Below are 13,156 nucleotides of genomic sequence, written 5' to 3'. Positions count from 1 at the left end.
ACAGACACAAAGTTATTTTTTAAGATGGGATACAGTGCATGATAAGCGGTTAGAAATGACACCACACCATAAAACAAGAAAGGCTGATCCTAGGATCAGCCTTTCTTGTTTTATGGTGTCAGAGGATATTATCGTTTCTCTACAGCTACATAATCACGCTCTGTCTCTCCAACATACACCTGGCGCGGACGGCCAATCGGCTCTTTGTTCTCACGCATCTCTTTCCACTGTGCAATCCAGCCTGGCAGGCGGCCAAGAGCAAACATCACCGTAAACATGTTGGTTGGTATGCCAAGTGCACGGTAGATAATGCCGGAGTAGAAGTCAACGTTCGGGTAAAGCTTACGCTCTACGAAATATGAATCATTCAGAGCAGCTTCTTCCAGTTCTTTCGCTATATCCAGAATAGGATCTTTCACACCAAGCGCAGACAGTACATCATCCGCAGACTTCTTGATGATTTTCGCACGAGGGTCAAAGTTCTTGTATACCCGGTGCCCGAAGCCCATCAGACGGAACGGATCGTTTTTATCTTTTGCCTTCTCTATAAACTTCTTAGAGTCGCCACCGTCCGCTTTTATAGCTTCCAGCATCTCAATCACAGCCTGGTTTGCACCTCCGTGCAGCGGGCCCCAGAGGGCACTGATACCGGCAGAAACAGAAGAGTAAAGGCTGGCGTGGGCTGAGCCTACCAGACGTACCGTAGACGTAGAGCAGTTCTGCTCATGGTCAGCATGCAGGATCAGGAGTTTATTCAGCGCGTCTACTACCACCGGGTCCACTTCATAGTTCTCCGTTGGGTAGGCAAACATCATATTCAGGAAGTTGGAGCCATAATCCAGTTTGTTTTTCGGATAGACAACCGGATGGCCGATAGAGTTCTTGTAAGACCAGGCAGCAATGGTTGGCAGCTTTGCCATTAAACGAATAACAGACAAATCCATTTCTTCCTCTGACTGCGGAGATTTAAGCGACTCCGGGTAAAAAGCTGTGAGTGAGCTGATCAAAGCAGAGAGGATACCCATTGGGTGTGCCGTAGCCGGAAAGCCATCCAGAATCTTGCGCATATCTTCATTCACAAGGGTATGGCGTCTGATTCTGTCGCTGAAATTATCCAGTTGCTCTGCTGTAGGAAGAGAGCCGTAGATAAGCAGGTAAGATACTTCTATAAAACTTGATTTTTCCGCAAGCTGCTCAATAGGATAGCCTCTATAGCGAAGGATGCCTTTTTCACCGTCCAGGAAAGTGATGGCACTGGTGGTGGCGCCTGTGTTTTTATATCCAGGATCTAAGGTAATATGGCTTGTTTCTGAGCGCAAAGATGAAATGTCAATGGCTTTTTCATCTTCAGTACCCACCACTATCGGTAATTGATAGGATTTACCATCTACAATAATTTCAGCAATTTCTGACATGTTTTATTTTGGTTATATGTCCGTGTTGTATCTCTAATAAAGCGAAATTAACGAAAAATGTTCTAAAATGAAATCTGATAGGATCTATAATATCTAAAGTCAGCAATGTTTTAATAAAGCATTTCTGATTATTCTTTTATTAACGGCTAAATAGAAAAATGTTTGCCGGAACAAGCAAACCTTTTAAGGAAAGAATCTCTGCTCCCTTCAAAATATGCCATATGGCAGATGAGCAAAAGAACACTGCAAAAGAAATCTATAGGGTGGGGCATAGGTGCTGCGCGGTGTAAATGGAGTTATATATCTGCCTGATGGAGTGTAAAGAATAAGACGCAAGCCTCTGTTATGACAGTGTGTATTGATTCTCAGGTTTATCTCTTTTGAAATCCACTTGTTCTGCATTGGTTCAAGCAGGTGAATCTATTCGTACGCGTTTTCTATTGCTATCTGCGTTTGCAGCTAAAGTTTTGCGCATTCTTCAGCTTCTACACTTCTAAGGTGACTGCTTAACCTGTCTTCGTCCTGATTTTTTGGTAATTTTGCAAATGTCGTCTGTTGAACCTTGGCAGAATGATGTGCTAAAAATCTGTTCTGACGTACATTATTCTGCCCGAAGAAAACAGCAGCCAAGTAATATTATATAACATCAACCTTAACCTTTTCGGAAATCATCAAACATGCCTGAATTAGAAATAAACGAATACTTAGCGAGGACCTATTTCAATAATACGGTTCTGGATTATTTCATCGCTTTAGGAATCTTATTAATAGGTTTTATCCTGATAATCCTTTTCAGGAAGATAGTCTTAAACCGAATCATCAGGTGGACAGAAAACACAAGCACCTCTATCGACAATTATGTTATGGAAGGGATAGCCCGCTTCGGGATTCCGGCGCTATACATCACTGTATTATATGTCGCTGTAAACTACCTTGTGCTTTCTGCGCGGCTCTCTAAAGTTTTAGAGATAGCAGTTACCATTGCCGTTACCATCCTGCTCATACGGCTTATATCCACTGCGCTTCTGGTTGTTCTTCGATCCTATGTTCGCAGCCAAACGAACGGAGAAGAGAAAGTGAAGCAGCTGGGGGGCCTGATGCTCATCGTTAATGTAATGATCTGGTTTATAGGCCTTGTCTTTCTGTTTGATAACCTGGGTTATGATGTCACGGCTGTTATCGCTGGTCTTGGTATTGGCGGTATTGCCATCGCCCTGGCTGCTCAGAACATATTGGGCGACCTTTTCAACTATTTCGTAATCTTCTTTGACAGGCCTTTTGAGGTAGGCGACTTCATTATCATTGATCAGAAAATGGGTGTTGTGGAATATATTGGTGTCAAAACAACCCGCTTAAAAAGTCTTTCAGGAGAGCAGCTTGTGTTCTCGAACAGTGACCTGACCAACTCACGCGTCCACAACTACAAGCGCATGCAGCGGCGCCGGGTTCTTTTCAAAAACAGCGTTATATACCAAACCTCCCTGGAACACGTGCAGGAAATTCCGAAGCTTATAAAGTCTATTATTATGGAGCAGCAGCCTGTAGAATTCGACCGTTCTCACTTTTCGGCCTACGGTGACTCCAGTCTCGATTTTGAATCCGTTTACTACGTACTTAGTTCCGAATACAACGTTTACATGGACGTGCAGCAAAAAATCAACGTTCGTATTTTTGAAGAATTCAATAAGCGCGGAATTGAGTTTGCTTACCCCACACGCACTTTGTTTGTGGCAAAAGAGCAAACTGAGGAAGTAAGCGAAATGCTATAATTATATTAAAATTAAAAACATGCAATACAGAACCTTAGGAAAAACAGGATTCAACGTCTCGGAAGTATCATTAGGTACCTGGCAGGTTGGTGGCCGTTGGGGAGAGCCCTTTAACGAGCAAAACGCAGAAAATATCATCAATAAAGCCATAGATGCGGGTGTCAACTTCATTGACACGGCCGATGTATACAGCAATGGCGAAAGCGAAGCTGCTGTAGCAAAAGTGGTAAAAAGCCGATCCGAGCAAGTGTACATCGCTACCAAATGCGGCAGGCAGATACAGCCGCATACGCCGGAGGGGTACACGCCGGAGCGGCTGTCAGCTTATGTGGAAGAGAGCCTCCGGAACATGAAGCGTGACACCATCGATCTGATTCAGTTACACTGCCCGCCAACCGAAATATACAGGCGACCGGAAATGTTCGAAGCGTTCGAGCGGCTGAAGGAGCAGGGTAAAATCCGCCATTTAGGAGTGAGCGTGGAGATGGTAGAGGAGGCCCTGATGGCCATGCAGTATCCGAATGTGACGACGGTGCAGATTATATACAACATGTTCCGCCTGAAGCCAGGCGAGGAGTTTTTTGCGAAAGCAAAAGAAAACAACGTTGGCATTATTGTGCGGGTGCCTTTAGCCAGCGGCTTACTGACTGGTAAGATGAGCCAGCAGACTTCTTTCGGTCCTGAAGACCACCGTAATTTTAACCGCAACGGAGAGGCTTTTGACAAGGGCGAAACCTTTTCAGGGGTAGATTTCGATCTGGGACTCGAAGCCGTGGAGGAACTGAAAAGGCTGTTTCCGGGGCAGGAGCCTTTAGCGGCCTGGGCCATTCGCTGGGTGCTAATGGCGGAAGAAGTAAGCACCGTAATACCGGGTGCGTCCAGACCAGAACAAATTATTTCTAATATTAAAGCCGCCGAACTGCCAGCTCTTTCTGCTGAACAGATGCAGGGCGTGCAGCAGGTGTATAACAAATACATTAAGCCGAGTGTGCACGCTTCGTGGTAAGAGAAAACAGGTTTCTATCAAAAAGAATGAACTCTTACGTCCCTGTCTTCCTGGAAGGTTCTTGTACTTAACTTGCAGGTAATTCACAAGCTCCTTCCAGGAAGACAGGGATTGAAGGCTGACTTTTATTTCTTATACAGAATTTCACTGCGCATTTTAATTGTGCATCAATTATACAGACATTGCTGCGTTAGTATAAAATTTAATCCATGCTAATGTAGTGATTGAATAATAGATCTACAGATATATGAATGTTAAAACCGTTGTGGTTGCTTCTGCCAATCCTGTTAAAGTGAATGCTGCCTTAGGTGGCTTACAGCGTATGTTCCCTGATGTAGAATTCAAGGCTGTGCCTGTTTCCGTGCCTTCTGGCGTGGCAGACCAGCCGATGACGGATGAAGAAACATTGGAAGGGGCCATGAACAGAGTGCAGAATGCTTTTGATGCCAATCCGGACGCTGACTTTTGGATTGGGATAGAGGGAGGAGTGGCGTCTATAGGCCATGAGTTAGCAGCCTTTGCCTGGGTGGTCATCAAGTCGAAAGAGCTGTTGGGGAAAGCCCGGTCAGGTACATTCTTCCTGCCGCGCGCTGTTACCGAACTGGTGGAGCAGGGGATAGAGTTGGGCACCGCCGATGACATGGTCTTCAACCATTCCAACTCCAAGCAGAAAGGCGGCGCCATTGGTATACTCACCGGTAATGTACTGGACCGAAAAGAACTGTACGAACAGGCAGTGGTACTGGCCCTGGTTCCTTTCAGAAACGAGCAGCTTTATGCTGCAAATTCCGCTAACGCTTCATAAAACTGTCGCGCAGTAAAACGTTGGCTGTTTTTTAAGTCCCAGTGGGACGACCTGATGATAGCCTTAAGATGCTACAACCGCTATAGCTCCAGCGGAGCGACCTGTTCGGGAAAGATGTACAGGTCGCTCCGCTGGAGCTAAGTTGTTTATCATTGATTTCTATCAACAGGTCGTCCCGCTGGGACTCTTTGTGTAAATCAAACAAGGCTGTTTTTGATAATTTGTCTGTATGCCCGGACTATTTTACGTAAAGCAGTTATGAGAATTTATCAGGAGTGAGCAGCCATCATGCTGAAAATCCTGCAGACAAAAAAACTTATGAAATATAAAAAACTGGGTAAATCGGAGCTAGAGGTAAGTCAGGTAAGCTTTGGCTGCATGTCGTTGGAGGGCGATCATACCGAAAATGCTGCGCTGTTGCACAAGGCCTTAGACAAAGGCATCAACCTATTCGATACAGCTGATCTGTATCAGCAGGGGGAGAATGAGAAAACGGTTGGAAAGGCCTTCAATGGCATGCGCGACAAAGTGGTTTTAGCCACAAAAGTAGGCAATCAGATGCGACCCGATGGAAGTGGCTGGGACTGGAACCCTACTAAAGCCTATATTTTGCAGGCAGTAGAGGAAAGCCTGAAACGGCTGCAAACAGATTATATTGATCTGTATCAATTGCATGGCGGCACCATCGAAGACCCGATAGATGAAACCATCGAAGCATTTGAGTTACTCAAACAGCAAGGCAAAATAAGAGCTTACGGCATTTCCTCCATCAGACCAAACGTTATCCGAGAGTATGTAAAGCGATCGCACATTGTATCGGTGATGATGCAGTACAGCCTCCTGGACAGGCGTCCGGAAGAAAGCTGCCTGGGCCTGTTGCAGGAAAATAACATTGGGGTGCTGGCCAGAGGTAGTTATGCCCAGGGACTCCTGGTGAATAAGCCTGTAAAAGCATATTTGACACTTTCAGAAGAGGAGGTGAAAAAAGCAGCAGACGCTGTTAAGCGTGTAGCAGGTAACAGCCGATCGGCAGCTGAGGTTGCTGCCCGATATGTCATAGACAATCCGGCCATTACTTCAGCTGTACTGGGCATCCGGACGAACGAGCAGCTGCAGGATGCACTGCAGGCATCTGAAGCCTCACCGCTAAATAAAGAGGAAAAGCAGGCCTTGCAGCAGGCGGTACCGCCAATTAAGTATGAGCAGCACCGATAGCGGCAGCTTTTACAGATTCCTGTTCAGCTCGCTCATCATCATTTCTTCTTCCTGCCGTTCCATTTCTTCCAGGGCCTCTGCTCTTGGGCTGGCGAGTGCTTCCTGCATATCGTCGTCTTCAATCTGAACTTCTACCTGTCGCGCATGCTGCACAAGTGCCTGGAAGAGTCGGCGCTGGCGTTTATGTGTCGGTAAATACTCCGGGTGCCACTGCACGCCCACAATATACTCCTGCCTTACGTTTTCAATTCCCTGTACCACGTCATTTGGTTCACGGGCTACAATGTCTATATCATTACCCGGATCTTTTACCGCCTGGCTGTGTAAGGCATTCACGTCTAACTGCAGCACGCCCAATACGCCGGCTAATTTACTTCCCGGTTTTATATTAACTGTTTTAACCGGAAAAATACTGGTGGGATTCGGTTCTTCGAGATAAAAGGTATTGATGTTCTGGTAAAGCGTACCCCGGAAATAAACGTTCAGCAACTGAGAGCCACGGCAAATGCCCATTACTGGCAAGTTCTTCTTTACGGCCTGGTCTATGAGCTGAAACTCGAGGTGGTCGCGGTCGCGGTCGAGTTTAGACCCATGCTTTCTGCTCCTGCTAAAGAGCTTTCGAACAAAAAACAGGGCAGGGTAATAGAGCCATCGGGTAAAGCGGCCTACGCGTTGGAATATATTTTTATGAGGCTCATTGATGGTTCTGGCCAGGTACTCATCTATTACATTTTCCTGCTGGTAAGTAGTCGGATCCACATCGGCGCCGCCGCCAATTATCAGTCCCTGAAGCCCGTCTGCGGTGCGTGGCCTGGAAGGGGTGATACGTACAGGCCTGCCGCCTGCTATCCATACAGCCAGGGAAGTAAAAAACCACGCCACGCCACCTCCTCTGTCCGGGCCTGTAACGCCAATAGTGGGTCTGTCTCTGTTAATCTTGAATTTCTTGGTTATGAAAGCCACTGTTCTGTCTGTTTAATCCATTTACTATCAAATCCGATGAGCGTATCATCCTTAAGCGCTAAGTATTCTTTACTCATCTGCTCTAATCTGTCGGGGTCATTTGCCAGTTCTTCCAGCACCACCCAGTTGTTCCACTCCTTTGCCAGCGTCCAGTTTGGCTTCGATACCCAGCTGTTGGGCAGCCGGTAGTGAAATGTCTCCCTTGCTTTTACCTTTCCTAAATCGGTATAACTGTTCACCTGCTCCTTCCGCACTGCCGCGAAAAAGGGATACATGTCGAGGGGGCGGTTTCTGTCCGGGTTAAGCCGGTGGTAATCTTCTATAAGCATCTCCATGTCTGGGTGGTAGGAGGGTTGCAGGACAAGTTCTGCATACTCTGCCGGAAACGGATTTATAAAAGCCGTCATTCTTCTGGCCATGTCCGTTTCTCCTTCTTTCAGGAGCCACGGGTACAACAGCAGGAAGGCATTAATATACCTCAGGATTGTGTCGGCATCCGTATCTGGCACCTCCGGGTTGATATGGGTGGCAAAGGCATTCGTAATAAAGGCCTCTGTTCCTTTGGCATTATGCTCGTACAACGATTGCCGGAGTTTTTCGAATACCTCAATTTCTGTGTAGGGCACCGGTGGAGTGGTAATTTCATACGGTATCACTTTGTTGATAACGCTTTCCATTGCAGTCTCCACTTCATCCTCCAGGGTCCCGTCTCCAATGCTTATATCTTTTAAGTTGATATTTAGCTTATCAAGCGGCTCCTTGTACGTTTTTTCATTCAATAGCCTCAGGTCTATCTCCACAGAAAAGTCACCCACACTGGTACCTGTCACCTTTCGCGAGAAGCGATGATCTATTTCTTCCTTTCCGCCATATAAAGCCTGAATTATTTTAACGGACTCTTCTATGCCCACATTTGCGTACTCCAGCTCAAACCCGACCTTTCGGAGCTCTCCTTTCGCATTATGCTGAACCGGCAGTTCTTTGTATTGCATCAGATATAAATTTAAATAGTTGTGGTGCCTGCTATCTAAAACGATAAAAGCTATAAGTCGTTTCAACCAGAGCAGCAGAACTTACTTTAGAAAGTACAATAAACAAGTTGTTTCAGGTCCTGTAGCAGGCGCTATTGGTGCAAAAAGTCAGCTGGAAAAGGTACATATAGTGCAGGTCCCGGCGGAGCGACCTGTTCATAGAGGTGAATTTCACAACCACTAAAACTCCAGCAGAGCAAGCTGTACCTCCTTATTGAAAACGCTTCTCCGCTGGAGCTACAGCTGCTCATGCAGCATCAGGATATCAACAGGTCGTGCCGAAGGACTCATACCATTTTTGATATGGTGCTGCGTATGAAGCCTTTTATCAGCTGGTTACTCCGCCGGTGATTCTTCCTTCGGAACAGTGATAGAGGCAGGGCTGTTCTTTTTGGCGAACAGGAGGTGCACCAGCATAGCCAGCGAGGAGAATACCAGCCCTACCAGCACCACACCATTCCATTGCCATACCTGCCATGCCTGGCTTGCCAGGATGGTGCCGGTTGCGCCACCCATAAAATAAGTGAACATGTACACGGTATTCAGGCGGTTGCGAGCCTGCGGATTAAGGGTGAATATGAGCGTCTGGTTGGCGATATGAGAAGCCTGCAGCCCCAGGTCGAGCAGTATGACCCCTACCACCAGCCCTATAAAGCTGGTACTGAACACGCCGAATACAACATACGAAACGATGATCATCCCAATGGTGGCTACAAGTAAAATGCGGGTGTCATACCTGTCGCTCAGCCTGCCCATTACCGAGGCCATCACAGCGCCGCCTGCGCCTATTAGCCCAAAAGCACCGGCCACATCGCTGCCTGCGTGAAAGGGCGGGCCTTCGAGCAGGAACACCAGCGTAGTCCAGAAACCGCCGAAACAGGCAAAGGACAAGGCGCCCCTGAAAGAGGCAAGCCGCAGTTTCGGCTCAGTACGGAAGAGGTGCACGAGCGACTTCATCAGACTTTTGTAGTTGCCCTTAAACTGCGGGTGCACCTCCGGGAGCAGGTAATACAGCACCACCCAAAGTGCCAGCATCAGGCCCGCCGCTATCACGAACATGGCCCGCCAGCCTAAATGTGCCCCCACAAAGCCGCTGAGCGTACGCGAGCAAAGGATACCTATCAGCAGCCCGCTCATAACAGTACCCACCGCTTTGCCGCGTGCCTCCGGCCGTGCCAGGTGCGCGGCCATCGGCACAAAGAGCTGCGGCACCACCGAGGTTGCCCCAATCAGCAGGCTGGCCGCCATTAGGGTATAGATATTAGGTGAGAAGGCAGCCATCAGCAGCGACAGGATGATCAGCACAAAATCTATCAGGATGAGGCGTTTGCGCCGCAGCATGTCCCCGAGCGGTATAATAAACAGCAAGCCGATAGCGTAGCCCACCTGGGTCAGCATGGCCACCATACCCGCCGTCGCCTCGGGCACCTGGTAGGTGTTGGCTATCTCTACCAGTAGCGGCTGGTTGTAATATATATTGGCCACCACCATGCCGGAAGCAATGGTCATCAGCCAAAGGGTTGCGCGCGTTAATTGTGGTTCAGCACCAGGTGTTCTCGTGTCAGTCATGATGGGTAATCAGGTTCTAATCCGGATGCAGCTCTTTCAGATCATAACGCTGCCGAAGTGTTTACGGGAGTTTGTCCGTTGAATCCAGGTAAGAGCAAGTTTAAACTTTATTCTTTGAGCTGCAAGAAAGCCTTGTTAATACATAAAGTCACCTTTTCCCGCTTCTAAAACTACGTGCTACTACTATGTATTCCTACATGCGCTCAGGTAAAAACGCCGGAATACGGAGGAGGCTGTGCCTGGGATTTATATATCTAAATTCCAGGCACAGCCGTTAGCTATAGCGGCACAGCGATATAAGGTGCGCTGGGTAAAACATTGTTGTCGGATTTTTCCTGTCCGGATTTTTTAGAAGCTCAAATGTCGCAATTTATTTTAATACTGGGAATTATCACCCTTATCCTGGACTGGTATGTATTTCAGGGCTTAAAACGCCTTACCGCTAACTGGCGTTCACAGCGGGTGCGTAAAATAATATACAGGGCCTACTGGGTTTTCTTTATCGGCTTTATCATCGGTTTTGGCTTTGCTATCTACTTTCGTTTTTCTGCCGACAGGTCCACACCGCTTATCCAGTGGTTTATCAATGCCTTTCTTACCTTTTTTGTCACTAAAATTGTTTTTACGCTGGTGCTCTTTGCAGAAGATATCTTCCGGTCTGGTGCAGCTGTTGTTCCCTTCTTCAGGAGGAAAGATAAAAAAGGGAAGCAGAAGGAGCCGCTTTTCCCGGAGCGCAGGAAGTTTATGAGCCAGTTGGCGCTGGGGCTGGCCAGTATTCCTTTCTTCTCCTTTATATATGGCACCGTGAAAGGCAAGTACGATTATACCGTTCACCGGCACACTTTATACTTTGACGACCTGCCCGAGGCTTTTGATGGTTTCACTATCACGCAGGTATCGGATGTGCATTCGGGCAGTTTTGATAATGCTGCTGCCGTGCAGCGCGGCATCGAGCTGATAAAGGCGCAGCAATCGGATATGTTTGTGTTTACCGGTGATCTGGTGAACGACTACGCCTCCGAGATTGTGCCTTATATGGATGGCTTCGGGCAAATCAGGGCGCCCTATGGGCAGTACGCTGTTCTAGGAAACCATGATTACGGTATGTACGCCGAGTGGGACAGTGAGGCGGCGCAGGAGGCTAACCTGGAGCGCCTGAAGCAGCACCATGCTGCAATGGGCTATCGCCTGCTCCTGGATGAGCATGTGCTGGTCGAAAAGGACGGCCAGAAACTGGCCTTGGTAGGCGTGGAGAACTGGGGAAGGGGTTTTATTCAGAAAGGTGACCTGGACAAGGCTTTAACAGGGGTAGAGGAAGATGCTTTCAAAGTCCTGCTTTCCCATGATCCCTCGCATTGGGATGAGGTGGTGAAAACGCACCCCTCGCACGTGCACCTGACCCTCTCCGGGCACACCCACGGCATGCAGTTTGGGGTAGAAACGCCGCTGGTGCGCTGGAGCCCCGTGCAGTACCGCTACGAGAACTGGGCCGGACTGGCAAAAGACAACCAGCGCTTGCTGTACGTAAACCGCGGCTTCGGCTTTATCGGTTTCAGCGGAAGAGTAGGTATCTGGCCGGAGGTTACGGTGCTGGAGTTGCGGAAAGGAAAAGTTTAATATTTTGATTTGAAGATGTGGAGATGATTGGATATGCTGATATATTATATAGAGAGAGTTTTTACTCCCCTCCTTGGACAAGGAGGGGTAGGGGTGGTTTGACCCGGCATATGAAAGACTATATAGTGTAAAGTAAGTTTACCTAAGCTGCCGTTGTAACAGTTCATCCAGCGGCATCTTACCTACTGTTTCATTTCCATTGCGCTGAGCTCTCAAGGCCGAGAAGCCTCGTCTTCGGGCATCGCGCTGTGCATTTGAAGCTGCCTCCGCTCTGCTCCGGCTGCCTCGCTGTCGCTCAGCACCGCATCAAATACAAGGCGCTCAACCCAAAGACTGGAAACACCTTCACTTCGTGCTGGCAAGGCTGCACATATTCAAAAAGAAAAATCCTGGTCAGGTTTTAGGCTTTTTCTTTTTGGCGGCGGGGAAGAGAATGTTGTTGAGGATAAGGCGATAGCCGGGGGAGTTGGGATAGAGGGCCAGGTCTGTTGGGGGTTCGCCTGGCATGTGCCAGTAATCTTCCGGGTCGTGGCCGCCATAAAAGGTCCAAGTGCCTTTGCCGACGCTGCCGTTCAGGTAGCGTACTTCACCGGCCTCTTCGGATACGCCCATAATAGTGGCTGCTCCCTTCACATACTGTTTTTTGAACGCAGTGGTCTGGCCCATAAAGCCTCTGATGGTTTTCTCATGGTTCTGTGTGAGCATTGTCGGGATGTGGTCCCACTTGGCGGAGAAGGTGAAGAGCGAGAAGTAGTCTTCTCCCTCGTACAGGCCGCGTTCCCGGCGCTGGTTGTCGATGCTGGAGAACTCCCGGTTGTAAGGGCTCAGGTACACTTCAAAATCTTTGAAGGCGAAGCTCTGGCTGAAGTCAAGCTTCTGCTGCGCTTCCGGATCCACGTCGTCGCCGTCATACATGGCATCCACTATGTCTACGCCGTTGGCGGCCAGGGCTATATCATAGGTGTCGGTGGCGGAGCACATGGCAAACATAAAGCCGCCTCCAGCCACAAACGCTTTGATTTCTTTTACCACCCCTAGCTTCATCTGCGTCACCTTGCTGTAGCCGTACCTGCTGGCCAGTTCCTGCGATTCCTGCTGCTGTACCTTCAGCCAGCTTTGGTGGCGGCGGCCGGATTTGCCATACTGTCCGGTAAAGTCCTCGTGGTGCAGGTGCAGCCAGTCGTAGCGGGGAAGCTCTTTGGCCAGCACCTCTTCATCAAACACATGTTCATACGGAATCTCGGCATAATCAAGCACCAGCGTCACAGCATCGTCCCAAGGCTGGTCTGTTTTGGGGGAGTACACGGCAATTTTCGGCACCTTCTCCAGCTTCATCACTTCCATGTTCGCGTCCGGGTCGGCGATCTGTTGCAGAATAATATTGTACTGGTTGTCTGAGAGGATGGCATAACTGATGCCCCTGGCACGTAATTCCTCCTCGAACTGGGGCGTTTGGCGGAACCCGAAGCTGCCGCCCCGGTAATTGAGTAGCCAGTCCACTTCCTGCTGGTGCTGCAGCACCCAATAAGCCACTCCGTATGCTTTCAGATGATTTTTCTGGGCATCGTCCATGGGCACCAGCAGCTGGTTGGCAGTGGCATTGAAGGCAAAGAGAAGCACAGAGGCGAGGTTGATGAGGAAGATCTTGCTCATAGTCAGGCCGGTAGGGTATAGTTTAAATATATGATTTTAATTCATGAATTCATCCTATACGCCTCTTTTTTTAGTAATTGACATCATGCAGCAGTTAAAGGGGGCAAAAAAAG

At 48.5% G+C, this 13,156-nt stretch carries 11 protein-coding genes; 5 read left to right on the top strand and 6 right to left on the bottom strand.

The features are described 5' to 3' along the window. Positions 1–128: 128 nt before the first annotated feature. Complete coding sequence (locus tag DXT99_RS02025; protein ID WP_115563847.1) at positions 129–1,415, bottom strand: citrate synthase; 1,287 nt, start codon at positions 1,413–1,415, stop codon at positions 129–131. Positions 1,416–2,092: 677 nt separating this feature from the next. Between DXT99_RS02025 and DXT99_RS02020 the strand changes: the two genes are divergently transcribed. The 4 genes from DXT99_RS02020 (at position 2,093) to DXT99_RS02005 (ending at position 6,210) form a co-directional block, all read left to right on the top strand. Further along, positions 2,093–3,184 (top strand): mechanosensitive ion channel family protein, encoded by a 1,092-nt coding sequence (locus DXT99_RS02020; RefSeq protein ID WP_246000404.1) that lies wholly within the window; start codon positions 2,093–2,095, stop codon positions 3,182–3,184. A 19-nt stretch (positions 3,185–3,203) separates the two neighbouring features. After that, on the top strand, positions 3,204–4,190 hold the full coding sequence (locus DXT99_RS02015) for an aldo/keto reductase (protein ID WP_115563846.1): 987 nt from the start codon (positions 3,204–3,206) through the stop codon (positions 4,188–4,190). Positions 4,191–4,437: 247 nt separating this feature from the next. Further along, a complete protein-coding gene (gene yjjX, locus DXT99_RS02010; RefSeq protein ID WP_115563845.1) occupies positions 4,438–4,995 on the top strand; it encodes an inosine/xanthosine triphosphatase in 558 nt (185 codons plus the stop codon). 318 nt (positions 4,996–5,313) lie between these two features. After that, positions 5,314–6,210 (top strand): aldo/keto reductase, encoded by an 897-nt coding sequence (locus tag DXT99_RS02005; RefSeq protein WP_115563877.1) that lies wholly within the window; start codon positions 5,314–5,316, stop codon positions 6,208–6,210. A 9-nt stretch (positions 6,211–6,219) separates the two neighbouring features. On the opposite strand, the gene DXT99_RS02000 is transcribed toward DXT99_RS02005, so the two are convergent. The 3 genes from DXT99_RS02000 to DXT99_RS01990 all read right to left on the bottom strand — a co-directional run bounded on the left by DXT99_RS02000 (position 6,220) and on the right by DXT99_RS01990 (position 9,773). Then, positions 6,220–7,173, bottom strand: coding sequence for a gamma-glutamyl-gamma-aminobutyrate hydrolase family protein (locus DXT99_RS02000; RefSeq protein WP_115563844.1), 954 nt, complete (start codon positions 7,171–7,173; stop codon positions 6,220–6,222). Beyond that, entirely contained in the window at positions 7,161–8,165 is a 1,005-nt protein-coding gene (locus tag DXT99_RS01995; protein ID WP_115563843.1) for an amidoligase family protein, read from the bottom strand. The genes DXT99_RS02000 and DXT99_RS01995 overlap by 13 nt, the downstream gene beginning before the upstream one ends. Before the next feature lie 375 nt (positions 8,166–8,540). Continuing rightward, a complete protein-coding gene (locus DXT99_RS01990; RefSeq protein ID WP_220273342.1) occupies positions 8,541–9,773 on the bottom strand; it encodes an MFS transporter in 1,233 nt (410 codons plus the stop codon). A 360-nt stretch (positions 9,774–10,133) separates the two neighbouring features. Here DXT99_RS01990 and DXT99_RS01985 point away from each other — a divergent pair, with 360 nt between their 5' ends. Then, positions 10,134–11,390 carry a metallophosphoesterase gene (locus tag DXT99_RS01985; RefSeq protein WP_115563841.1) on the top strand — a complete coding sequence of 419 codons (1,257 nt, stop codon included), beginning with the start codon at positions 10,134–10,136 and terminating at the stop codon, positions 11,388–11,390. A 212-nt stretch (positions 11,391–11,602) separates the two neighbouring features. On the opposite strand, the gene DXT99_RS26940 is transcribed toward DXT99_RS01985, so the two are convergent. Together DXT99_RS26940 and DXT99_RS01980 are read right to left on the bottom strand one after the other, a co-directional pair. Beyond that, a complete protein-coding gene (locus DXT99_RS26940; protein ID WP_181884999.1) occupies positions 11,603–11,752 on the bottom strand; it encodes a hypothetical protein in 150 nt (49 codons plus the stop codon). 31 nt (positions 11,753–11,783) lie between these two features. Continuing rightward, positions 11,784–13,043 (bottom strand): asparagine synthetase B, encoded by a 1,260-nt coding sequence (locus DXT99_RS01980; protein WP_115563840.1) that lies wholly within the window; start codon positions 13,041–13,043, stop codon positions 11,784–11,786. Positions 13,044–13,156: the final 113 nt, after the last annotated feature.

It is taken from the genome of Pontibacter diazotrophicus (genome assembly GCF_003367245.1).
Taxonomy (GTDB): domain Bacteria; phylum Bacteroidota; class Bacteroidia; order Cytophagales; family Hymenobacteraceae; genus Pontibacter; species Pontibacter diazotrophicus.
This window is presented reverse-complemented; position numbering and strand designations above follow the sequence as displayed.

Bases quoted from the DNA above. Each gene is read 5' to 3' on its own strand.
- DXT99_RS02025 (WP_115563847.1), bottom strand. From the start codon at position 1,415: ATGTCAGAAATTGCTGAAATTATTGTAGATGGTAAATCCTATCAATTA.
- DXT99_RS02020 (WP_246000404.1), top strand. From the start codon at position 2,093: ATGCCTGAATTAGAAATAAACGAATACTTAGCGAGGACCTATTTCAAT.
- DXT99_RS02015 (WP_115563846.1), top strand. From the start codon at position 3,204: ATGCAATACAGAACCTTAGGAAAAACAGGATTCAACGTCTCGGAAGTA.
- yjjX (WP_115563845.1), top strand. From the start codon at position 4,438: ATGAATGTTAAAACCGTTGTGGTTGCTTCTGCCAATCCTGTTAAAGTG.
- DXT99_RS02005 (WP_115563877.1), top strand. From the start codon at position 5,314: ATGAAATATAAAAAACTGGGTAAATCGGAGCTAGAGGTAAGTCAGGTA.
- DXT99_RS01995 (WP_115563843.1), bottom strand. From the start codon at position 8,165: ATGCAATACAAAGAACTGCCGGTTCAGCATAATGCGAAAGGAGAGCTC.
- DXT99_RS01990 (WP_220273342.1), bottom strand. From the start codon at position 9,773: ATGACTGACACGAGAACACCTGGTGCTGAACCACAATTAACGCGCGCA.
- DXT99_RS01985 (WP_115563841.1), top strand. From the start codon at position 10,134: ATGTCGCAATTTATTTTAATACTGGGAATTATCACCCTTATCCTGGAC.
- DXT99_RS01980 (WP_115563840.1), bottom strand. From the start codon at position 13,043: ATGAGCAAGATCTTCCTCATCAACCTCGCCTCTGTGCTTCTCTTTGCC.